General features: G+C 61.5%; 22 protein-coding genes. All 22 read right to left on the bottom strand.

Annotation, left to right across the window (positions count from 1 at the left end):
- Positions 1-21 precede the first annotated feature (21 nt).
- Positions 22-2,202: a chemotaxis protein CheA gene (locus G5134_RS03455; protein ID WP_017778740.1), complete on the bottom strand. Its 2,181-nt coding sequence runs from the start codon at positions 2,200-2,202 to the stop codon at positions 22-24.
- Between the two features lie 11 nt (positions 2,203-2,213).
- Positions 2,214-2,954 carry a protein phosphatase CheZ gene (locus tag G5134_RS03450; protein WP_005298816.1) on the bottom strand — a complete coding sequence of 247 codons (741 nt, stop codon included), beginning with the start codon at positions 2,952-2,954 and terminating at the stop codon, positions 2,214-2,216.
- A gap of 12 nt (positions 2,955-2,966) precedes the next feature.
- Complete coding sequence (gene cheY, locus G5134_RS03445) at positions 2,967-3,350, bottom strand: chemotaxis response regulator CheY (protein ID WP_010634617.1); 384 nt, start codon at positions 3,348-3,350, stop codon at positions 2,967-2,969.
- A 111-nt stretch (positions 3,351-3,461) separates the two neighbouring features.
- Entirely contained in the window at positions 3,462-4,181 is a 720-nt protein-coding gene (locus G5134_RS03440; protein WP_005298811.1) for an RNA polymerase sigma factor FliA, read from the bottom strand.
- Entirely contained in the window at positions 4,174-5,049 is an 876-nt protein-coding gene (locus G5134_RS03435; RefSeq protein WP_010634619.1) for a MinD/ParA family protein, read from the bottom strand. Before G5134_RS03435 ends, G5134_RS03440 begins: the two co-directional genes overlap by 8 nt.
- Before the next feature lies 1 nt (position 5,050).
- Complete coding sequence (gene flhF / locus G5134_RS03430) at positions 5,051-6,463, bottom strand: flagellar biosynthesis protein FlhF (protein WP_005298808.1); 1,413 nt, start codon at positions 6,461-6,463, stop codon at positions 5,051-5,053.
- A 16-nt stretch (positions 6,464-6,479) separates the two neighbouring features.
- Positions 6,480-8,582, bottom strand: a complete 2,103-nt coding sequence (flhA, locus tag G5134_RS03425; RefSeq protein ID WP_005298806.1) for a flagellar biosynthesis protein FlhA — start codon at positions 8,580-8,582, stop codon at positions 6,480-6,482.
- A 107-nt stretch (positions 8,583-8,689) separates the two neighbouring features.
- Positions 8,690-9,820 (bottom strand): flagellar biosynthesis protein FlhB, encoded by a 1,131-nt coding sequence (gene flhB, locus G5134_RS03420; protein WP_017766597.1) that lies wholly within the window; start codon positions 9,818-9,820, stop codon positions 8,690-8,692.
- Between the two features lie 125 nt (positions 9,821-9,945).
- Complete coding sequence (fliR, locus tag G5134_RS03415) at positions 9,946-10,737, bottom strand: flagellar biosynthetic protein FliR (RefSeq protein WP_017766596.1); 792 nt, start codon at positions 10,735-10,737, stop codon at positions 9,946-9,948.
- 49 nt (positions 10,738-10,786) lie between these two features.
- Entirely contained in the window at positions 10,787-11,056 is a 270-nt protein-coding gene (fliQ, locus tag G5134_RS03410) for a flagellar biosynthesis protein FliQ (RefSeq protein ID WP_005298799.1), read from the bottom strand.
- A gap of 27 nt (positions 11,057-11,083) precedes the next feature.
- A complete protein-coding gene (gene fliP, locus G5134_RS03405) occupies positions 11,084-11,863 on the bottom strand; it encodes a flagellar type III secretion system pore protein FliP (RefSeq protein ID WP_010634623.1) in 780 nt (259 codons plus the stop codon).
- Positions 11,850-12,233, bottom strand: a complete 384-nt coding sequence (fliO, locus tag G5134_RS03400) for a flagellar biosynthetic protein FliO (RefSeq protein WP_421231865.1) — start codon at positions 12,231-12,233, stop codon at positions 11,850-11,852. The genes fliP and fliO overlap by 14 nt, the downstream gene beginning before the upstream one ends.
- Positions 12,230-12,622: a flagellar motor switch protein FliN gene (gene fliN, locus G5134_RS03395; protein WP_005298791.1), complete on the bottom strand. Its 393-nt coding sequence runs from the start codon at positions 12,620-12,622 to the stop codon at positions 12,230-12,232. Before fliN ends, fliO begins: the two co-directional genes overlap by 4 nt.
- Before the next feature lie 51 nt (positions 12,623-12,673).
- The gene (gene fliM, locus G5134_RS03390) at positions 12,674-13,744 is read right to left on the bottom strand and encodes a flagellar motor switch protein FliM (protein ID WP_005298775.1); all 1,071 of its coding nucleotides are present in this window, start codon (positions 13,742-13,744) and stop codon (positions 12,674-12,676) included.
- 9 nt (positions 13,745-13,753) lie between these two features.
- Positions 13,754-14,272 (bottom strand): flagellar basal body-associated protein FliL, encoded by a 519-nt coding sequence (gene fliL / locus G5134_RS03385; protein ID WP_065018244.1) that lies wholly within the window; start codon positions 14,270-14,272, stop codon positions 13,754-13,756.
- A gap of 57 nt (positions 14,273-14,329) precedes the next feature.
- On the bottom strand, positions 14,330-16,336 hold the full coding sequence (locus G5134_RS03380; protein WP_065018243.1) for a flagellar hook-length control protein FliK: 2,007 nt from the start codon (positions 16,334-16,336) through the stop codon (positions 14,330-14,332).
- A gap of 91 nt (positions 16,337-16,427) precedes the next feature.
- Positions 16,428-16,868, bottom strand: coding sequence for a flagellar export protein FliJ (fliJ, locus tag G5134_RS03375; RefSeq protein ID WP_005298769.1), 441 nt, complete (start codon positions 16,866-16,868; stop codon positions 16,428-16,430).
- Positions 16,869-16,894: 26 nt separating this feature from the next.
- Positions 16,895-18,226: a flagellar protein export ATPase FliI gene (gene fliI, locus G5134_RS03370; protein ID WP_005298767.1), complete on the bottom strand. Its 1,332-nt coding sequence runs from the start codon at positions 18,224-18,226 to the stop codon at positions 16,895-16,897.
- A 63-nt stretch (positions 18,227-18,289) separates the two neighbouring features.
- On the bottom strand, positions 18,290-19,096 hold the full coding sequence (fliH, locus tag G5134_RS03365) for a flagellar assembly protein FliH (RefSeq protein ID WP_065018242.1): 807 nt from the start codon (positions 19,094-19,096) through the stop codon (positions 18,290-18,292).
- A gap of 64 nt (positions 19,097-19,160) precedes the next feature.
- The gene (gene fliG, locus G5134_RS03360; protein ID WP_005298762.1) at positions 19,161-20,222 is read right to left on the bottom strand and encodes a flagellar motor switch protein FliG; all 1,062 of its coding nucleotides are present in this window, start codon (positions 20,220-20,222) and stop codon (positions 19,161-19,163) included.
- Positions 20,215-21,927 (bottom strand): flagellar basal-body MS-ring/collar protein FliF, encoded by a 1,713-nt coding sequence (gene fliF, locus G5134_RS03355; RefSeq protein ID WP_005298761.1) that lies wholly within the window; start codon positions 21,925-21,927, stop codon positions 20,215-20,217. Before fliF ends, fliG begins: the two co-directional genes overlap by 8 nt.
- A gap of 55 nt (positions 21,928-21,982) precedes the next feature.
- Positions 21,983-22,300 carry a flagellar hook-basal body complex protein FliE gene (gene fliE / locus G5134_RS03350; protein ID WP_005298759.1) on the bottom strand — a complete coding sequence of 106 codons (318 nt, stop codon included), beginning with the start codon at positions 22,298-22,300 and terminating at the stop codon, positions 21,983-21,985.
- Between the last annotated feature and the right edge of the window lie 22 nt (positions 22,301-22,322).

Genomic DNA, 22,322 nt, shown 5'->3' with positions numbered 1-22,322 from the left:
TAACTCCTTGAGCCTGGGGTATCAATGTCTACGGGCGTACGCCTTGAGCAGACTCGGCACATCCAGAATGAGCGCAATACCGCCATCGCTGGTGATGGTCGCACCGGCCATGCCGGGAGTCCCCTGCAACAGGCTGTCCAGCGGCTTGATCACCACCTCTTCCTGACCGATCAGATTGTCCACGACAAAACCGATCTGCTGGGTACCAATCTGGACAATCACCACGTGGCCCGTGTCCTGACGCGATTTTCGGTTTTTGCCTCTGACCAGCCAGTTGTGCAGATAGAACAATGGGATGGCCTTCTCGCGCACTATGATGGTGAGCTGTCCATCCACCATGTTGGCCTTTTTCAGATCCAGATGGAAAATCTCGTTCACACAGCCCAGCGGTAGCGCGAACGTCTGTTCGCCCACTTCCACCATCAGGGTCGGCAGGATCGCCAGGGTCAGCGGCACCTTGATCTCGAGACGGGTGCCCTTGCCCCAGGTCGAATCGATATGCACCGAGCCATTCAGGCTGACGATGCTGGTCTTCACCACATCCATCCCGACGCCACGGCCGGAGATATCGGAGATCTCTGACTTGGTCGAGAAGCCGGGAGCAAAGATCAGGTTGTAGGCATCGTTGTCGCTCATGCGTGCCGCAGTATCGGCATCCAGCACACCGCGGCTGATGGCGATGGACTTGAGCTTCTCGGGATCCATCCCAGCACCATCATCCTCGATGCAGAGCAGGATATGATCGCCCTGCTGGGACGCGCTCAGGGTAATGGTACCTTGCCGTGGCTTGCCCGCCTTCTCGCGGACATCCGGCATCTCGACGCCGTGGTCGCAAGAGTTGCGCACCAGGTGAACCAGCGGGTCGGCAAGGGCCTCCACCAGGTTCTTGTCGAGATCGGTCTCTTCACCCACCATCACCAGCTCAATCTCTTTCTTGAGAGTTCGGGCAAGATCCCGCACCACCCGTGGGAAGCGACCAAATACTTTCTTGATAGGCTGCATGCGGGTCTTCATCACCGCGCCTTGCAGATCCGCCGTCACCACATCCAGGTTGGCAACGGCTTTTGACATGTCTTCATCGTTGCTGGCGATGCCGAGGCTCACCAGACGGTTTCGTACCAGCACCAGCTCACCCACCATGTTCATGATGACATCCAGCGTCTTGGTATCCACCCGTACCGTAGTGTCGCTTTGCACCGCACTGTCGGCGGGCGCTGGCGCAGCCTGCTTCGATGGCGCCGGGGCAGGAGCCGGTTTTGCCGCTGCCGGCGCGGCGGCTGGCTTGGCCGCAGCAGGTGCAGGAGCAGGTTTGGCTGCCGGCACCGGAGTAACCGGTGCTGCCGGTGCTGGAGTCTGGGGCGCCGCCGGGGCAGACATGCTGCTCTGCGGACTCTGACCGCGACCGTGCAGTTCATCCAGCAGGCGTTCGAACTCATCGTCATCGATCAGCTCGTCCACCTCTTTCTGTACCGACTTCAGCGGGTTGACTTCGGGAGCACCACCGTGCTGACCCTGACCATGGAGCTGGTCAAGCAAGGCTTCAAATTCGTCATCTGTGATGTCGCCGGAACTCGGCGCGGCAGGGCTGGCCGCTGCGGTAGGTGCTCCACCGACGCCATGCAACTCGTCAAGCAGGCGTTCAAACTCATCGGCCGAGATCTCATCGATGGAACCACCGCCGCTGACCACGGAGGCCTCCGGCACGGCCGCAGGCTCCGGCTCGGCAATCACAGCCACCTCTTCAGCCACGGGAGCGGCAGCCTCCACCGGCGCACTGCTGCCTGCAGAGGCGGTCAACAGCTGCTCTTCCCCTTCGGGTTTGCAGAGCTCGTGTAGATCATGAAGGATTTCGGCGGACGCAGGGCTAGGCGGTTCGCGATTCTGCACCTGGGCGAACATCACATTGATGGCATCCAGGGCCTGCAGGATCACGTCCATCAACTCGGCGGTCACGGTCCGCTTGCCGTTGCGCAAGATGTCGAACACGTTCTCGGCACCGTGGCAGACGTCCACCAGTTCGGTCAGCGAGAGAAAACCGGCGCCGCCCTTGACGGTATGGAAGCCGCGAAATATGGCATTCAACAGATTCTTGTCATCGGGTCGCTTTTCCAAGTCGACCAGTTGTTCAGACAACTGTTCCAATATTTCGGATGCTTCGACCAAAAAGTCTTGCAGTATGTCTTCATCAACTTCGAAGGCCATGCGTCACTCCATTAAAATCCCAGGCTAGACAGCAGATCGTCCACATCATCCTGACCATTGACCACATCGGAACGAGTCTCAGGGTTCATGATGGGGCCTTCGGCTTCAATCCCGCTTACAGGAAGGCTGCGAGAAGAATGCTCGGCAGATGCCTCACCAAACATAGTCAGCATTTCTATTAATTTAGTTTCAACTTCCTGGACCAACTTGATGACCTTGCGGATCATTTGGCCGGTCAAATCCTGAAAATCTTGCGCCATCAGGATTTCTGTCAGCAGTTGCCGTAATTTATCGGCATCAGATTCAGAAGCCTTAATAAAATCATCCAGTTGGTGACACAAAGACTTGAATTGCCCAACACTCATGTCTCTGCTCATCAGGGCATTCCAGTTGGGCAAAACAAGTTGAATGTTGTCATTTAACCGATCGGCAATGGGCAGACTGGCTTCCACCGCATCCATGGTGCGATTGGCAGCCTTGTCCGTCATGTCGATGACATAGCTGAGGCGCTCCCGCGCATCGGGAATTTCATGGGTGGCCAGATCGGGGATCCTGGGATCCAGCCGAAAATCTTGTAGGGAATCATGCAGTTGTCGGGTCAACTGACCCACTTTGTCAAACAGGGCCGCCGCATTGGGTGCACACGCATCTGCGATGAGAGTATCGGCCTGTTCGAATTCACCTTGCTCAAGATGGGCAACAAGCATCCTTGCCTGATCGAGCGAAATCATTGCACTCGTTTTGGCCTTCATCCCTGCTGCTCCTTAGCCGATTCGTTCAAAGATTTTGTCGAGTTTCTCTTTGAGCGTTGCAGCAGTGAAAGGCTTGACGATATAACCATTGACGCCTGCCTGAGCGGCTTCAATGATCTGCTCGCGCTTGGCTTCGGCAGTCACCATCAGTACCGGCAGGTGTTTGAGCTTGTCATCGACGCGAATAGCCTTGAGCAAGTCGATGCCTTGCATGCCGGGCATGTTCCAGTCGGTCACGACAAATTGAAAATCGCCATTTTTCAACATTGGCAAGGCCGTGTTGCCATCGTCTGCTTCGTGGGTGTTGTTGAATCCCAGGTCACGCAGCAAGTTCTTGATAATCCGGCGCATCGTTGAAAAATCGTCAACAATGAGGATTTTCATGTTCTTGTCCAAAATTCCCTCCTAAATAGCCGCCAGAGCGGCTCACTTACATGATGCAGATCGCAGGTTTTGTTTTGCGGATTATGCCTTAGAGTTTTGTTTCAGTGTAGCCAGTACAAACACTTATACATGCCAATCTCTTAAACGCGCGCGTAATCTGTGCATCGCCTGACTGTGTATCTGGCTCACGCGAGACTCGCTGACGTTCAATACCTCGCCTATTTCACGCAAGTTCAGTTCTTCATCGTAGTAAAGGGAGAGCACCAGCGCTTCCCGTTCCGGCAGGCGGGCAATGTGTTCGGCCAGCGCCCCCTGGAAACGTTCAGCCGCCAGTTCATCAAAGCCGTTGCTGCCCGGCTCGTCATCGGGGTGACCGATGACATCCTCGCTGACACCAAGATCCTCGATGCCGATGATCTTGCCGCAGGAGACATCCTGCAGCATGGTGTGATACTCGGCGAGGCTGACCCCCATCTGGGCGGCCACTTCGGTGTCGCGAGCATCACGACCGTGGGTTTGTTCAACATTTTCGATGGCTTCGGCTATGGTGCGGCTGTTGCGGTGCACCGAGCGCGGCACCCAGTCACCGCGCCGGATCTCGTCCAGCATGGAGCCGCGGATGCGGATCCCGGCGTAGGTTTCAAAACTGGCCCCCTTGCTGCCATCAAAGTTGCGGGAGGCTTCGAGCAACCCAATCATACCTGCCTGGATCAGGTCATCCAGCAAGACACTGCTTGGCAGGCGAGCCAACAAATGCTGGGCGATCCGCTTCACCAGCGGAGCATGGCGCTCGACCAGCACGTAGGAATCCTGATGACGCAAGTACGCTTGGGCTTTATTCACGGGAACCTTCCTGTGCTATGACCGGCTTTTGCAGCAAATTTTCCAGGAAAAATTCGAGATGACCGCCGGGTTGGTTAGGAATGGGCCAGCTTGCCGCCTTGTTGGCCAGCGCTCTGAATGCCAGTGCGGCCGGAGACTTGGGGAAGGCTTCGACAATCAGCTTCTGCTTGCGCACGGCAGCCCGCAGATTGGTGTCATAAGGCACGCAGGCAACCAGCTCCAGCGAGGTATCCAGGAAGCGGTCGGTCACCCGGGTCAGCTTGGCGTAGAGCTCCTGCCCTTCACGCAAGGAGCGCACCATGTTGGCCACCACCTTGAAGCGAAACACTCCGTGCTCCTTGGAGAGGATCTTGATGAGCGCGTAGGCATCCGTGATGGAGGTCGGTTCATCGCAGACCACCACCATGATGTCCTGGGCAGCGCGGGTGAAACTCAGCACCATGTCGGAGATGCCTGCCGCGGTATCCACCAGCAGGATGTCGACCTGGGTCTTCATCTCGCTGAAGGCGCGGATAAGCTCGGCGTGTTGCACCGGCGAGAGCTCGACCATGGACTGGGTGCCCGAGGTCGCCGGCACTATCATCATGCCGTAAGGGCCTTCGACTATGATGTCGTCGATGGTGCATTCGCCCGCCAATACATGGGAGAGGTTGCGATGCACCCGCAGCCCCAGCATGACGTCTACGTTGGCGAGGCCAAGGTCGGCGTCCAGCACCATCACCCGTTTGCCTTGTGCGGCCATGGCTCCCGCCACGTTCAGGGTTACGTTGGTCTTGCCGACGCCCCCCTTGCCACCAGACACGGCGATCACTTTTACTCGATTGTTTTGACGCATTTTGCGCAGACCACTCGCCTGATCCATATACATGTTACTCATAAAACTCCGAATCTTCGGCCTCGCCAAAGCCTGTGCCCCAGAAATAGGGTTCTTCTGTTTCCCGCTCCAGCGAGCCCATGGCCGCTCCGACGAGCTGCGCCGCATTGGCAACCTGAATATCTTCCGGAACCCTTTGTCCATCAGTGATATAGCTGATGGGCAACGCATTCTGGATACACACGTTAATCACTTCGCCCAGATTCAGACTCTCATCCAATTTGGTAAGTATGCAGCCGCTCAATGGAATACGCCGGAAATGGTCCACCGCCTCCTGCATCACTCGACGCTGGGAGGTGGCCGACATCACCAGGTAGCTGCGGATGCGCACCTTGGCATTCTTGACCAGGGTATCAAGCTGCTCGGTCAGCCGGATATCCCGCTGCCCGACCCCCGCCGTGTCGATCAGCACTAGCCGGCGGTGGCGGAACTGATAGAGGGCATTGGCCAGCTCCTCGGCATCACGCACCTGGCGCACCGGGCAGCCCATGATACGACCATAGGTCTGCAGCTGTTCATGGGCCCCGATCCGGTAGTTGTCGGTGGTGATGAGTGCCACCTGCTCGGCGCCGTACTTCATGGCAAACCGCGCCGCCAGTTTGGCGATGGTGGTGGTCTTGCCCACCCCGGTCGGCCCGAGCAGGGCAACCGCCCCGCCCTGGCGCAGAATCTCGTCTTCGCTGATCTTGAGCTGGGCCGTCAGCACCTCGGCCAGCTGGGCCATGGCTTGATGAATTGGCATATCCTCGGGGATCATGCCGGCCAGCTGATCGGCGAAGGCATCGTCGAAGCCCATCTTCTTGAGCTCCTTGATGAGCAGGGCGCGCATCGGCTCGCGGCGTTCCACCTCCTGCCACATCAGACCGGAGATCTGGTGCTCCAGCAGCTTGCGGATGCTGGCCATCTCCTTGCGCATCCCTTCCATCTCCTGATCCCGCTGAGGGGATTGGGGAGCACGGCCGGGCGCGGCAGCCCTCGCCTTCGGCTTGGCCGGTTCGGGAGCATTGCCCCACTGTCCCTGTTCGGCCAGAGTGCGGGGAGCACCGCTGGCGGCGGCAGGCGCTGCGCCGTTGAGCCCCTGACCGGCCGGGTTCAGTTTTTGCTGGCGAGCCAGCAGGGCGGCCAGGGTATCGGCATAGTGTTCATTCTGCTCTTTGGCCGGGCTCGGCGCGGAGCGCGTCATCTGCCGGCCGGCAGACGAGATATTGACGCTCTCATCGTTCAACTGACGGCGAACCGGCGCGTCCTTGGGTCCCGGCACCTGGGACTGATAATCGACAGCGGCGACTATCTCCACCCCACCGGTGACCTTCTTGTTGGACATGATGACGGCATCGGGCCCGAGAGTCTCCTTGACCTCGGCCAGAGCCGTTCGCATGTCCTTGGCAAAAAACCGCTTAATCTTCACCCGTCATCTCCGCTAACTAGTTCTGTCCTACCGCACTGACGATGCGGATTTGCTTGTCATCAGGCACTTCCTGATAAGACAGAACGCGCAATCCAGGAATGGCATTCTTGACAAATTTCGCCAGGGTATTGCGCAGTATCCCTGATGTCAGAAGCACGGCCGGTTGGCCTTCCAGTTCTTGTCGTTGTGTGGCTTCCACCAGCGAGCGCTGCATCCGCTCCGCCAGTCCCGGCTCGATGCCGGCGCCATCACCACCCCCTGCCTGCAGGGATTGATGCAATATACGTTCCAATTCAGGCGCCAAGGTGATCACCGGCAGTTCTGGATCCGGTCCGGCAATCTCCTGCACGATCAGGCGCCGCAGGGCGATACGGCAGGCGGCCGTCAGCACTTCCGGATCCTGGCTGCGCGGGGCATATTCCACCAGGGTCTGCAGGATAGTGCGCATATCGCGGATTGGCACGCCTTCATTGAGCAAATTCTGCAATACCTTCACCAGGTTACCCATGGAGATGACCTCAGGAACCAGCCCTTCCACCAGCTTGTTCTGATGCTTCCCTATCATGTCGAGCAGTTGCTGCACTTCATCGTGACCCAGCAACAGGGCGGCATGGTTGGAGAGGATCTGACTCAGGTGGGTGGCCACCACGGTCGCGGTATCCACCACGGTATAGCCCAGGGTCTGCGCCTGGGAGACCTGCTCCTTGGCGACCCAGACCGCCTCCAGTCCGAAGGCCGGGTCCCGGGTGGCAATCCCTTGGATCTGGCCGAACACCTGACCCGGATTGATGGCCATTTCCTTATCATGGTAAACATTGGCCTCGCCGGTACTGACCCCCATCAAGGTGATGCGATACTGGTTCGGGGCGAGATCCAGGTTGTCACGGATATGCACCGCAGGCACCAGAAAACCCAGCTCCTGGGAGAGCTTCTTGCGCACCCCCTTGATCCGGTTGAGCAGCTCGCCGCCCTGATTGCGGTCCACCAGCGGGATGAGCTGATAGCCCACCTCCAGTCCGATGATGTCCACCGGCATCACATCGTCCCAGCTCAAGTCTTTCTGCTCGTGGGGCTGCTCCGCGTTCGCCGGCATCAGCTCGCCCTTGGCGGCCTTGGCGGCCAGCTGTTTCTCGCGGCGCAGCAGCCACCAGGCACCGGCGGCGGCGACGCCACCCAGGCTCAGAAACGCCAGATGGGGCATGCCGGGCACGCTGCCCATCATCAGCAGAATACCGGCCGAGATGATGAGGGCTCTGGGGTTGTCGAACAGTTGACCCAGCACCGCGGTACCCATGTCCTGATCGGTATTCTGACGGGTGACGATGATGGCGGCGGCGATGGAGAGCAGCAGGGACGGGATCTGGGCGACCAGACCGTCACCTATCGCCAGCAGGGTGTAGATCTGGGCCGCTTCGCCGAAGCTCAGCTGGTGTTGCACCATGCCGATGATGAAACCGCCCAGGATGTTGATGAAGAGGATCATGATCCCCGCCACCGCATCCCCTTTCACGAATTTCGAGGCACCGTCCATGGAACCGTAGAAGTCGGCTTCCTGGGTCACGTCCTGGCGACGCTTCTTGGCCTCTTCCTGATTGATGAGGCCGGCGTTCAGATCCGCGTCGATGGCCATCTGTTTGCCGGGCATGGCATCCAGGGTGAAGCGTGCGCTCACCTCGGAGATCCGGCCCGCCCCCTTGGTGACCACCACGAAGTTGATGATCATCAGGATCATGAAGACGATGATGCCGACCGTGTAGTTGCCGCCGATCACCACGTTGCCGAAGGCCTCGATCACGTGGCCGGCCGCCGCACTGCCGTTGTGGCCTTCCAACAGCACCACTCGGGTGGAGGCGACGTTGAGGGCGAGACGCAGCAGGGTTGCTATCAGCAACACGGTCGGAAAGGCGGCGAATTCTAGCGGCCGGCGGGTGTAGACCGCCACCAGCAGCACCACGATGGAGAGGGCGATGTTGAAGGAGAAGAGGATATCCAGCATCAACGGCGGGATGGGCAGCACCACCATGCCAAGGGAGGCCAGCACCAGCAGCGGCGTCCCCACGCCCTTGGTCAACAGCCACTTGTACTCTTTGATACGGCCCAATGATGCCTGGAGTTTCATCGTTTTTCTCAATCTCAAACCGCTGATGCCAGATTAAAGCAAACATCAAGCCAATAATGCAACGCATTGAAATGCAATGCTTTTATTTTGACTGTGTCAGAAGTTTGTCATTTGCGAAATTCAGGCGGGATGGGCAGATCCTTGGCCAGCGGATTGGGGCGACGACCACGGCCACGGCGGAACTTCCTGAGCTGATAGACATAGGCCAGCACCTGGGCCACGGCGGCAAACAGCCCCTCCGGGATCTCGTGGCCTATCTCGGTAGCATGGTAGATGGCGCGGGTCAGCGCCGGAGAGGGCATCACAGGGATCTCGTACTCTCGGGCTATCTCCCTGATCTTCATTGCGATTTCATCGGTACCCTTGGCTACCACCTTGGGCGCGCTACCAGGTTTGGCGGAATCGTACTTGAGCGCCACCGAGTAGTGGGTCGGGTTGGTGATCACCACGTCCGCCTTGGGCACGTCCCCCATCATGCGGCGCATCGCCATCTCCATCTGCAGGCGACGGATCCGCCCTTTCACCTCGGGTTTGCCCTCGCTGTCCTTGAACTCGTCCTTGACCTCCTGCTTGGTCATCTTGAGCTGGCGCATGTGGTTCCACTGCTGGAACGGCACGTCGATGGCGACGATGGGGATGAGGGCACAGCAGAGGATGATCAGCATCCACAGCAGCAGATCCAGCGCGTCTATGATGCCGCCCGGGTAGCCCTCGAGGGAGAGGTTGAGCAGGTGGTTGAACTGGCTGGAGAGCATCCACCAGGCGAACAGGGTGATGAACACCACCTTGGCGATGGACTTGATCAGCTCGACTAGGGACTGCACCCCGAACATCCGCTTGATGCCGTTGAGGGGGCTCAGTTTGCTCCACTTGGGCAGCATGGCCTCGGAGGAGAAGTTCATCCCCCCCATCAGCACGTTGCCGACGAAGGCCGCAATGGCCACCAGCATGAACAGCAGACCAAGAGGCTGCAGCAGTTCGCGCAGCAGGGCCGGCAGCATGGTCATCATGGCGTTGGGATCGAACGCCTGCTCCCTGTCCAGGGTAAAGCCCATGGTGAGCACTTTGACCATGGCGCCGGCCAGGCTCTCCTTGACCATCAGCAGGCCGAATACGGCCGCCAGCAGGACGCTGGCGGTGCCCAGCTCCTTGGATCGTGCAATCTGCCCTTTTTCCCGGGCTTGTTGCAGTCGTTTGCCCGTGGGTTGTTCGGTACGTTCCTGATCGGTATCAGCCATGCTGACCCCCGCACAGGTTGAGTGGGCGAGCCGAAACGCCCGCCCGCTCGCCGCAGTTCAGCAGAGCGAATGCAAGGCCGCAGGCCAGCGCGGCCTGCGGCAGATAACGGCGCCCCACTGCCATCTTACTGGCCCCCCAGACACTGGGTGCCGATGAGGGTACAGCTGGTCTCCTGCACCCGCTCCCACATGCTGTCGAAGTGACCGAGGAAGCCACCTATGGTGAGCCAGAGGATCAGCAGGCCAGACATCATGCTGACCGCAAAGCCGATGCTGAAGATGTTGAGCTGGGGGGCGGCGCGGGTCATGACGCCGAAGGCAAAGTTGATGAGCAGCAGGGCGACGATGGCGGAGAGCGCCATCACCAGCGAGGCCTGATACATGACCCCGAGAAAACCGATCAGATCGCGAATGGAGGGCAGGCTGAGGCCGCTGTCCGACACCGGCAGGGTCTCGAAGCTCAACACCACCATGCGCAGCATGATGAGGTGGCCATCCACCGCCAGAAACACCAGGGTCGCCAGCATCAGATAAAACTGACCCACCACAGGGGCCGACTGGCCGTTCATGGGATCCACCAGAGTGGCGAACCCCAGGCTGGTCTGCATGGCGATGATCTGGCCGGCCATCACGAAGCTCTCCATCAGAAACTGGGTCATCAGACCGAGGGCGATGCCGATGAGCAGCTGCTGCCCCAGCACCAGAAAACTACCGACGGAGAAGAGCTCAATCCTGGGCATGGCGGGCAAGAGAGGGGCGATCATCAGGGTGAGCGCCAGCGCCAGGCTGATGCGAATGCGGGCCGGTGTCAGCCGGCTGCCGAACACTGCCATCACCATCAGCAGCCCGCTCACCCGCGCCAACGGCCAGACGATGGAAGACAACCACTCCATGATGAGAGCGGTTGTATAGGTCATGCAGGCACCTTGCCGGCCTGCGGCAGCGGCAGGCGCACGGCCTGGCTACTCATCCCACCACCTCGGGTATTTGACTCACCATCAGCATGAAGAAGTCCATCAGACTCTGCAGGCCCCAGTGCGCCCCCGCCCCCAGCGCAAACAGGGTGACGATGAGACGGGGCAGAAAGCTCAGGGTCTGTTCGTTGATGGAGGTGGCGGCCTGGAAGATGGCCACCAGCAAGCCGACGCAGAGGCTCGGCAGGATCACGGCACACACCATGATGGTGACCAGCCAGAGCGCCTCGCGAAACACGTCGATAAAGGTTTCAGGACTCATGCCATTCGCTCCTTGCGTCGTTCGCCCTTAACCACCGGCACCCAGACCGAAGCTGTTGGCCAGGGATCCCAGAATGAGGTTCCAGCCATCCACCATGACAAACAGCATCAGCTTGAACGGCAGCGACACCAGCATGGGCGACAGCATCATCATCCCCATCGCCATCAGGATACTGGCCACCACCAGGTCTATCACCAGGAAGGGCAGAAACAGCATGAAGCCTATCTGGAAGGCGGTCTTGAGCTCGCTGGTGACGAACGCCGGGATCAGCACCCGCAGCGGCACGTCGGCGGGTTTGTCCACCTGCACGTTAGCTATCTCCATGAAGGTGTTGAGATCCTTGATCCGGGTCTGGGCCAGCATGAACTGGTGGATAGGCAGCTCGGCCCGCTCCAGCGCCTCCTTGGCCTGGATGGTCTCTGCCAGATAGGGTTGCAACGCCTCGTTGTTGATGCGATCCAGCACCGGCGACATGATGAAGAACGACATGAACAGGGCGATGCCGATCAACACCTGATTGGAGGGGCTCTGCTGCAGGCCGATGGCCTGACGCAGGATGCCGAGCACTATGATGATGCGGGTGAAGGAGGTCATCATGATGACCATGGCCGGCAGGAAGGAGAGCGCCGTCATCAGCGCCAGCACCTGCAGGGTCAGGCTGTATTCCTGGCTGCCGTCCGCCATGGTCTTGATGGTGACCGCCGACATGCCGTCCTGGGCCAGCGCCAGCGGCGAGCAGAGGATCAGGAGGGATAACAGGCCGACCAGCAGCCCACCGTGCGGCCGTGAGCCGTTAGCTTTTTTCATGCTTGCCCATCAATTTGCCAAGCTGCTGGGAAAATGCCTGGGGCCGGCTCTCGTCCAGCGGCTCTTCCAGGCGATAGAGAAAGTTGACCTGCTGCGGCGTCACCCCGAGCAGCAGTTGCTGCTCGCCCACCTTGACCACCAGCAGCTTCTCCTTGTAGCCCACCGGCAGGCTGGCGATGACCCGCATCTGGCCGCCCCCCATGGCGGTGGCAATCTTGCTTTTCTTGAGCAGGAAACCGAGCACCAGGATGAGGCCTATGACCATCAGGCTGGAGAGCAGCCAGGAGGTGAGGCTGGGCGGATTGGCGCCCGCACCGGGTTCAGCCAGTGCGGGGAGGGACAACAGCAGCAACGGGAAGACGCGGATCATTTGAGTTTCTTGATCCGTTCAATCTGGCTGATGACGTCGGTCAATCGGATACCGAACTTGTCGTTCACCACCACCACCTCGCCGTGGGCGATCAGGGTGCCGTTGACCAGTACGTCGAGCGGCTCGCCCGCCACCCGATCCAGCTCCACCACCGAGCCCTGGTTGAGCTGCAGCAGGTTGCGGATGCTGATCTGGCTGCGGCCCACCTCCATGGCGATGGTGACCGGGATATCCAGAATGGTATCCAGCTTGCGCCGCTCCTCGGCACTGATGGGGGCATCGTCCTTGAGCTCCTCGAGAGGAGCTGGCTTGGCTTCGGCAGTCACCTGCTCTTCCAGCGCGGCAGCCCAGGCATCCGCCATCAGATCCTCTTCCTCAGTTCCGCTCATCTTGAATTCCTTATGCTGTTTTCGTGACGGTCTGCCCAGGCAGGCCGTCGTTTATTGCTGTTGGTCTCCGATGCTGCGCTCGAGCTCTTCCAGCTCGGCCTCACCATCGATGCGTACGCCGCCCCGGGTCACCAGATGCATCTCTGTCTTGACCCCTTCCGGGCGTTTGAGTTTGTCGGTGATCTTGAGCGCCACATTGTCCTTGGTGCGGCCCATCTTGGCGTGGAAAGTGGGCAAGTCCTCCACGAACACCAGCAGGTTCTCCGGCATCTCCACCGGGATGATGTCGCCAGGCTGCAGCTCCATCAGCTCGCGCAGGGTGAGCTCGGTCTCCAGCAACTTGGCCCGCAGCTCCACCTTGACGTCCATGATCTCGTCGCGCAGCGCCTTGCTCCATCGTACGTCGGTGTCGCCCTTGTCACTTTGCACGCCGGCATCCAGCAGCTCGCGGATCGGCTCCAGCATGGAGTAGGGCATGGCCACGTGGAAGTCACCGCCGCCGCCATCCAGCTCGATGTGGAACGAGCTCACCACGATCACCTCGGTGGGGCTGACGATGTTGGCCATGGCCGGGTTCACCTCGGAGTCGAGGTACTCAAAGCCCACGTCCATCACCGGCGCCCAGGCATCCTTGTAGTCCTCGAACACCAACTTGAGCAGCATCTGGATGATGCGTCGCTCGGTGGGGGTGAACTCGCGCCCCTCGATCTTGGCGTGGTAGCGGCCGTCACCACCGAAGAAGTTCTCCACCAGGATGAAGACCAGCCGCGCCTCCATGGTGATGAGCGCCGTCCCCTTGAGGGGGCGGAAACGTACCATGTTGAGACTGGTCGGCACGAACAGGGTGTGGACGTATTCGCCGAATTTCAGCATCTGCACGCCGTTGATGGAGACCTCGGCGGTGCGGCGCATCATGTTGAACAGGCTGATCCGCATGTGGCGGGCGAAACGCTCGTTCACCAGCTCCAGGGTCGGCATGCGACCACGGACGATGCGGTCCTGGGAGGAAAAGTCAAACTGGGCGACACCGGGATCCCCCGCCGCGCCTATCTCCTCCTCTTCGACATCATCGACCCCGTGCAAGAGGGCATCAATTTCGTCCTGACTTAACAGATCGCTCACGCTTCACCCTTATTGCATGACAAAGCCGGTAAACAGCACTTGTTCGATAACGGGGGAAGAGACCAGGTCATTGAGCACCCGACGGCACTCTTCCAGTGAATCCTTGCGCAGCTTCTCCTTGCCCTCGAAGGTCATCAGCTGCTCGCTGGTGGCCGCACTGAAGACCCGCAGCAGGGTGCCTTCGATGAGGGGGATATTCTGCTTGGCCAGTGTTTCGTCGGCGGTACCGCGAACCATCAGCTGGATCTTGATCTGCACCAGCCGGTCGCGCTGACCGCCGGAGACGTTGAACACGAAGGGGCGCGGCATGCCCACGTAGAGCGAGGGCTGAGGCGCTGCATCCTTGGGCTTGGCATCCTTGCCCTCCCCCGCGGCTTCGGCCGCCGGCTTGTCGCCGCCGGCCAGCATGAACCAGGCGCCGGCACCACCACCGCCCAGCACAATCACGGCCAGGGCGATAATCATGATCAGCTTCTTTTTCTTGCCTGCCGCCGGATCTTTCAGCGTCAGTTCGTTATCGTCTGCCATCCCTTGTCCACCCTAGTCTCAAACTTGTTCGATATCATAAACTTACTCGGGCTGGCATCAAGCATAGAAATCAATTCCGCGGTCGTTTGTCGATTCCCTCGACAAACTCATGCCGGCGCCCGTGACCTCTGCCTCAGTTTGGCCTGTTTCGGCAAAAGATCCGCTGCCTTTTTGTCCCTGCTGGCCCTGACCGGAGAAGCCAGACTGCCCCTGTGACTGCTGTTGCGGCTGTTGCTGCACCTGGGTCTGGCCAAGCTGGATGCCCTGCCCTGCCAGCATATCACGCAGCCGGGGCATGGCCTGCTCCAGCATTTCCCGGGTCTGGCCATGCTGGACCACGAAGTGCACGTTGGCCTGGTTGGAGGAGTCTATCTGGATCTGGATCTTCATCTTGCCAAGCCCGAGCGGGTCGAGCTGGATCTCCGCCTGCTGCAGCTTGTCCGCCAGCATCAGGTTGACCTTCTGGTGCAGCTGGGCCGGCGCCTCCGGGTCGGCCAGCTTGAGGTGAGGCAGATTGGCGGGATCCCGCCGCGCGGCCAGCTCGGCGGTGGCAGGCCGGTTGTCATGACCGACCGCCTGGGGCTGGCTGTTCTGCTGGACCTGCTGACTGTGGCTGCTCTCCGGGGTGGCGGTCGTCTCACTGCTGCCCTGGCTGGTGCCGCGAGCCAGCTCTGCCGCCTTCTGTTTCAGGTCAACCTTGACCTCGCTTCGGCCTCTGGCGCTGTCGCTGCGCTCGGTGGCTTCCATCTGCTTGAGTCCGGCCGACAGGCTGGCCAGGGAGGCTTGCGGGCCCTGGGGTTCACTGCTGGCCAGCACCTGCTGCGGCGCCACCAGCACGGGTTCGCTCGGGGTGGCGGCCGGCGCCGGCGTGCTGCCGGCTGTAGGCGCGGGCTGGCTCTCCGTCTTGGCCGCCGTCGCGGGTTTGGAGTGGCCATCCCCCTCGGCAACGCCCTGCGGCGGCGCCTTTTCAGAGGTCTGGTTCGCCTCGCCATCGGCCCGGCTCATCCCCTCGGCGAACGCCCTGGCGGCGCCCGGCTGAGCGGCCACTGTGCTGTGGGTGGTCTGCAGCGGGGAAGGCTTGGCAGGTTCATCCTTGCCGGCCATGGGCGGCACCACAGGCTTGGCCCCCTTGTCGGCGCCCTCCACCTGGATTTGGGCGTTATCCTTATCCTGCCCGCTTACCGCGGCAGCGGCTGGCACCTTGCTCTGCAAGGCCGCCCGCTCGGCGGCGGAGAGCTCGCTTTTGCTCCCCTTGGTATCCTTGCCATTTTTATCGGCATGCTGGTCGGCATTGGCGCCACCGGCGCCGCTCTCCTTGCCACTGCCCTCTTTCCCGGCTTCCTGCAACTGAGCCGCCAGGGCGGTGTCATCCGTCACGACGGCATCCGGCTGCGCGGCTTTCGCATCAACCGGTGCACTTGTTTCGCCCGTCAGCAAGCTGGCAGCCTGACGGGCCAGCGCGGCGGCAGCGGTCGTCGTCCCCTGCTTGTCACCGCTGCCGGCGAGCGGCTGGGTGAGGGTGGCCGATGTCTCGGCCGACGCAGCCTGCGCGTCATCCGGCGGCAACATCTTGCCGTCCGTTTCGACCACGGGTGTGCTGGCGACCAGAGTGATGGCCGCCGGGGCGACCAGGGAGGTGTCCTGTTTGAGGGCATCCTGCAGACGCTGCAGGAAGTCGTTGGGGGTGAGGGCGGGATCGGGATCGCTCCCCTTCTGTGGCTTGTCGTCGGCGCCAGCGGCCTCTTCGGCTTCATTCGCCAAAGATTTGGCAGCCTCGCCCTTGGCGTTCTGCAGCGGCTTGTCGCTCTCCACTGCACCGGCACGCTCCGGCCCGGAGCCAGGCCGCGACGCGGCCTTGCCATCAGCGTTGGCAACATGGCCATCGGCTTTGGCATTGCCCTTGTCGGCCTGCTGCACCCGGTTCATCACCTCGGAAAAGCCGCCCTTGCCGTCGCTCTGCAGGGCTCCTTCGCTACCATCCTGACTCGCCGTCAGCACCGCACTCTTGTCGGCAGCGGCGGCTGTCGGTGCGGCGGAAGAATTGGTTAACAGTGTCTGCATCATGGTGAAGATTCCTGACGGCATTCGGCTTCGGATTTCTCCTCAGCTCCCCGCAGGGAGTGAGGCGCACACGGGATGGCAAGAAGAAAGCAAGTTACAGGCCAGAATGGTGGAAACGGCGAAGCGTGGCGTACTCATCCAGCATCTTCTGCTCCTGGCGCTGGGCTTTAAGCTGCTCGCGCCCCGCCTGCTTGGCCAGCAGCAGCTCCACCGCCTTGCGCCTCTGCTGGGCGGCCAGCCACTCTTCACGGCGCAGCTCCAGCGCCTGGCGCACCTGCAGCACCCCTTCGTACTGCTGGGTCGCCGCCTGCTCGAGCTTGTTGATGAAGGCGTGATACTGGCTGTTCTGCTGAGCACCGATCCCCTGCAGACCGCGGTCGGTCCACTGCTGGTGGTAGATCTGGCGGTACTGGTTGAGCGCATCCTGCTGCTCCAGGAAGATTTTCAGATCCTGCTGGGCCTTGGCCAGCGCCAGCGCGGCCTGCTGCTCGGCCTCCACCAGCCGCTCCGACAACATCATCAAGCCTTTACTCATGGTCACGCCTCCCCTTCATCTTCTCGTCAACGCATCAGCGGCATGGCCACCAGCTGCAGGGCCTGCAGGCCGGCATCGTAGTGAATGACCTCGCGCATTCCCTGCTGCAAGAACTGATCCAGATAGGGTTTCTGGATGATGGCGCGGTCGATGCGGGGGTCGGAGCCCTGGCTGTAGGCGCCGATGGTGATGAGATCCCGGTTCTGCTGGTAGAGGGAGTAGAACTGCTTGAGGGTGCGCGCCAGCTCCATGTGTTCCGGCGAGGTCACCATGGGCATGACCCGGCTGATGGACTTCTCGATGTCGATGGCCGGGTAGTGGCCGGAGTCGGCCAGCTCGCGCGACAGCACTATGTGGCCGTCGAGGATGGCCCGCGCCGCGTCGGCGATGGGATCCTGCAGATCGTCCCCCTCCGTCAGTACGGTGAAGAATGCCGTGATCGAGCCCTGGCCGTCGCTGCCGTTGCCGGCCCGCTCCACCAGCGCCGGCAATTTGGCGAACACCGAGGGGGGATAGCCCTTGGTGGCCGGCGGCTCGCCCACCGCCAAGGCGATTTCGCGCTGGGCCTGGGCGTAACGGGTGAGCGAGTCCATCAGCAGCAGCACGTTGAGCCCCTGATCGCGGAAGTACTCGGCGATGGCCAGCGCCGTTTCACACCCCTTGAGCCGCATCAGCGGCGAGGCATCGGCCGGCGCCGCCACCACCACGGCGCGCTCGCGCCCCTCCTCTCCCAGGATCTCCTCGATGAACTCCTTCACCTCGCGGCCCCGTTCGCCGATGAGCCCCACCACCACCACGTCGGCCACCGAGCCGCGGGTCATCATGCCGAGCAGCACGGATTTACCGACGCCGGAGCCGGCAAACAGCCCCATCCGCTGGCCCTGCCCCACGGTCAGCACGGCGTTGATGGCACGCACCCCCACGTCCATCGGTTGATGGATCGGGCGGCGAGAGAGCGGGTTGATGCGGTGCTGGGCAAACTGCACCGTCTGGGAAGAGAGGATGGGACCGAGCCCGTCCAGCGGCTGGCCGATGCCGTCGATGACCCGGCCCAGCAGGTTCATGCCGACCGGAATGCCATGCTCCTCGGTGATGGGCACCACCCGGGCGCCGGGAATGACCCCCTTGAGCTGTTCGCTCGGCATCAGAAACAGGCGATCGCCGGAGAAGCCGACCACTTCGGCCTCCAGCGAGCCATCCTGGGTGTCGATGCGACAGAGTGCCCCGATGGCGGCGCGACAGCCGATGGCCTCCAGGGTCAAGCCCACCACCCGGGTGAGCTTGCCGGCCACCGGGGGTTTGGGGGCGATATCGCGTACCCGATACCCCTGCAACCGATTGAGTAACGAGCCGCTCATCCGGCCTCCTGAAAGCTGGTGTTGAATGCGTTGAAAAATAGGCAGGGCAAGCAGGCAGGGCCGCTAGCCGCGGCCATCCTGGCCGGCGTTGTCCCGCAGAAAGTTGCGCAGCAGCTGGTCGATGCGCCCCGAGAGGGTCAGATCGATGCTGGAGAGTTCGGTGGCCAGTTGCAGATCGCCGGGGGAGAGGGTGGGATCGCTTTGCAGTCGCCAGTGGCGCTTGGCGCACTCCTCGGCGCCAAATGCCTGCTCGACCCGGGCCAGATCGTCCGGGTGCAGCATCAGGGTGACCCCAAGTTCGGCGGCGGGCAGCAGCGCCAGCCCCTGCTTGAGCGCTTCGAGCAGCAGCCTGGGCGAGGTCTCGGCTTCATGACGGATGAGGGCGCGGGCCAGTTGCATCACCAGCGCGATGAGCTGCTGCTCCACCGCGCTGTCCAGCTCCTTGAGCGGGTTGGCGAGGCGATCGATCAGCCCCTGCCAGTGGCTCATCTGCTGCTCCACCAGCTCGCGGCCGAGGGCCAGCCCCTCCTCCTTGCCCTGCTCCAGTCCGGCGGCATGGCCCTGCTGCAAGCCTTCCAGCTTGCCCTCCTCGAGCCCCTTGGCGTAACCGGCTTCACGCCCCTCGGCCATCCCCTCTTCCCAGGCGGCCTGGCGAATGGCTTCCAGCTCCTCGGCGGTGATGCTGGGGGCCGGCTCCTCGGCCGGCTCTTCGACCGGCACCTCTTCCTCCTGCCGATACCAGTCCGGGGTCAGCCCGAGGGCATTGGTCTCGACCTCGGTCTCGACCTCCATCTCCGGCCAGCCCCAGGTCTGAACCTGGCTCTCGTCCCCGTCGGGTCTGACATAGCCGCGCAGTTTGTTGTTGTTCATCTGGCTGCCGCACTCCTCGTCATCACGCTGCCGGGAGTGCTATGCACGTCGAACCAAGCGTTCATCAGAGGAACTCCTCGCCGCCACCGGCACCCAGCATGATCTCGCCGGCATCCGCCAGACGGCGGGCGATGGAGAGGATCTCCTTCTGGGCGGCCTCCACTTCGGAGACCCGGATCGGCCCCATGGCCTCCAGATCGTCTGCCAGCATCTCGGCGGCACGCTTGGACATGTTCTTGAAAATCTTCTCGCGCATCTGGTCGTCGGAGCCCTTGAGGGCCCGCTGCAGCAGATCGCCAGGCACTTCCCGCAGCATGGTCTGGATGCCGCGATCGTCCACGTCGATGAGGTTCTCGAACACGAACATCAAGTCCTGGATCTGCTGGCTCATCTCCTCGTCCGACTCGCGGATGGAGTCCATCAGCTGACCCTCGATGTTGGTGTCGAGGTAGTTCATGATGTTGGCCGCCGCCTTCAGGCCGCCCATCTTGGCTGCCTGGGCACCCGCCGCACCGGCGAACTGTTTCTCCATGATGTCGTTGAGCTCTTGCAGCGCCGCCGGTTGTACCTCTTCCAGGTTGGCGATGCGCATCACCAGATCCAGGCGCACCTGTTCCGGGAACTGGCTCAGGATCTCGGCGGACTGCTCCGGCTCCAGATAAGAGAGGACGATGGTCTGGATCTGCGGGTGTTCGTTTTGGATGATGCTGGCCACCTGGCGGGCATCCATCCACTTGAGGGAGTCGAGACCGCGGGCGCCGGACCCAAGGATGATCTGATCCACCAGGTTGCTGGCCTTGTCTTCGCCAAGGGCGGCCACCAAGGCCTTGCGCACGAAGTCTTCGCTGCCGATACCGATGTTGGTGTACTTCTGGATGTCGTCGATGAATTGACGGTGGACCGCCGCCACCCGGTCGTGACTGAAATCCGACATGGAGGCCATCGACATGCCGAGCCGCTGCACCTGCTTGGGCTCGAGATGGCGGAAGATCTGGGCGGCGTCCTCTTCGTTGAGGCTCAGCATCAATACCGCCGCCATCTCCATGCCGCTCATCTGATCCAGGATCTGGCGCTGACTGTCGGTGATGTCATTGCCGGTGACCTGTGTCTTGTTTTCGTCAGCCATCTTTGTTCGCTACCCATTCTTTAATGACCTGTGCGGCCAGATCCGGTTCGTTCGCCACCAGGGCACGTACCGCCTTGAGCAAGTCTTCGTCACGGTGCAGATCCGGCAGTTTCAGATGGCCGTCACGTACCCCGAACACCGGCTCGGCTTCGGCCTGAGCCGCCAGCAGACTGAGCTCGTCATCCCCACCCAGCACGGTGTGGTTGTCGAAATCCAGTTCCCCTTCCGGCTTGGCATCCGGATAGAGCAGGCGCTTGAGCATGGGGCGCACCACGGTGACAATCAGCACTATGATGACCAGCACGGAGGCGGCGATGCGCACCGCGCGCCAGAACCAGGGCTGCTCGTAGAGCGGCGCCTCGGCCACGTTTTCAAGCTCGGGCCGGTTGAACGGGATGGCGACCACCTCCAGAGTATCACCACGGGTCACATCAAAGCCAAGGCCGCCGCTCAGCAGACGACGCAGGGTATCGAGTTCGGCCTGGGTGCGCGGCTCGCGGCTCACCTTGCCATCGGCGGCAGTGGCCGACTTGTAGTCCACCGCTACCGAGACGGTCATGCGGCGAATGCCACCCATCTGGCGCCGGATATGGCTGACGGTGGTATCCAGTTCGAAGTTGCGGGTCGCCTCCTTGCGGGAGCGGCCGGAGCTGGAGGCGGTGGTCTCGGCGTTCGGGCCGGTCGCCTGCTGCGGAATGTTGGAGGCGGCGGGCGGCTGGTTGGAGAGGGCGCCGGGCACGCCACCGTTGCTGCCATTGGCGCTGTTCTCTTCCATGGTCATTTCGGAGCGCACCGCCGGCAGGTCCGGGTTGTAGGTCTTGCGGGTCTGCTCCTGCTGGGAGAAGTCGAGGGAGAGGTCGACCTCCGCCGTATAATTGTCGGCGCCGAGCACCGGGATCAGGATGGCGTCAATTTTTTGTTTGTATTCCAGCTCCTGCTTCTGCTGCATCGCAAACTCCTTGCGAGTCTGGGCAGAGACGGGATCCTGGGAGCCGGAGTTGAGCAGGCGGCCATTCTGGTCGGTCACGGTGACGCGGGTCGGCTCCAGACCGTGCACGGCGGAGGCCACCATGTCGACGATGGAGTCCACTTCCCCCTGACCGAGGGCATTGCCCTTGAGGCTCAGCACCACGGTGGCGCTGGGCTTGCGTTCGTTGCGGGCAAACACGTTGTCTTTCGGAATGGCCAGCAGCACCTGGGCCTTGGCCACGTTCTGGAACTGTTCGATGGCGCTGGCCAGCTGGCGCTCGCGGCTCAGCTTGAGGCGTTCGCTCTCCATCCGCTGGCTGACCCCGAAGCTGGAGTCCTTGAGCAGGATGTCTTCCCCGTCGGTGCTGGCGTCAGTGGCGTTGGCCAGACCGGCACGGGTCAGCGCCAGCCGGATGTTGGAGAAGTTTTCGGCATTGACCAGCACGCTCTTGCCATCCACCTGATAGGGGATCTTCTGCTGATCGAGGAAGTCGAGGGTCTTGACCAGCTCCTGGGTGGTATAGGTGCCAAGGGGACGCATGTCCGGCTCCTTGCCCCACAACAGGATGAAAACGGCGATGGCCAGACAGATGGCCAGCCCCAGGATCAGGGTGATCTGGCGCAGCACGTCCGTGTTGGAGAGGAAGCCGAGTGCCGAACTCTTCTGCTCATTCTCATCGAGGGCGGCGGTGCCCTCATCGTTCATCAGCAGTTCGCCGTTTTGATCAGTAGCCACGATTTATGTCCTTATTGCTGACATGTTCATGATGCTCAGTCGCCATGGGCCTGAGTTACACCGGCATGTTCATGATGGTCTTGTAGGCATCGACCATCTTGTTGCGCACCTGCACCGTCGCCTCGAAGGCGATGGAGGATTTTTGTCCGGCGATCATCACTTCGGACAGGTCAACCGAGTTGTCGCCCATGTCGAAACGGGTGCGCAGATCGTTGGCGGCCCCTTGCAGCTCGTTGACGTTGCCTAGGGCCTGCTGCAGCAGTTGACCAAAATCGGAGCTGACCTGACGGCCAGGCTGGGTGAGCGGCGTGGCGCCGGCTTCCACCTTGAGGGCCTGCATCTCTTGCATCAGGCTGCTTGCACTGATTTCCATATTTCATCCCCAGACAAATCAT

This window comes from Aeromonas sp. 600276 (genome assembly GCF_049175815.1).
Lineage (GTDB): Bacteria > Pseudomonadota > Gammaproteobacteria > Enterobacterales > Aeromonadaceae > Aeromonas > Aeromonas dhakensis.
This window is presented reverse-complemented; position numbering and strand designations above follow the sequence as displayed.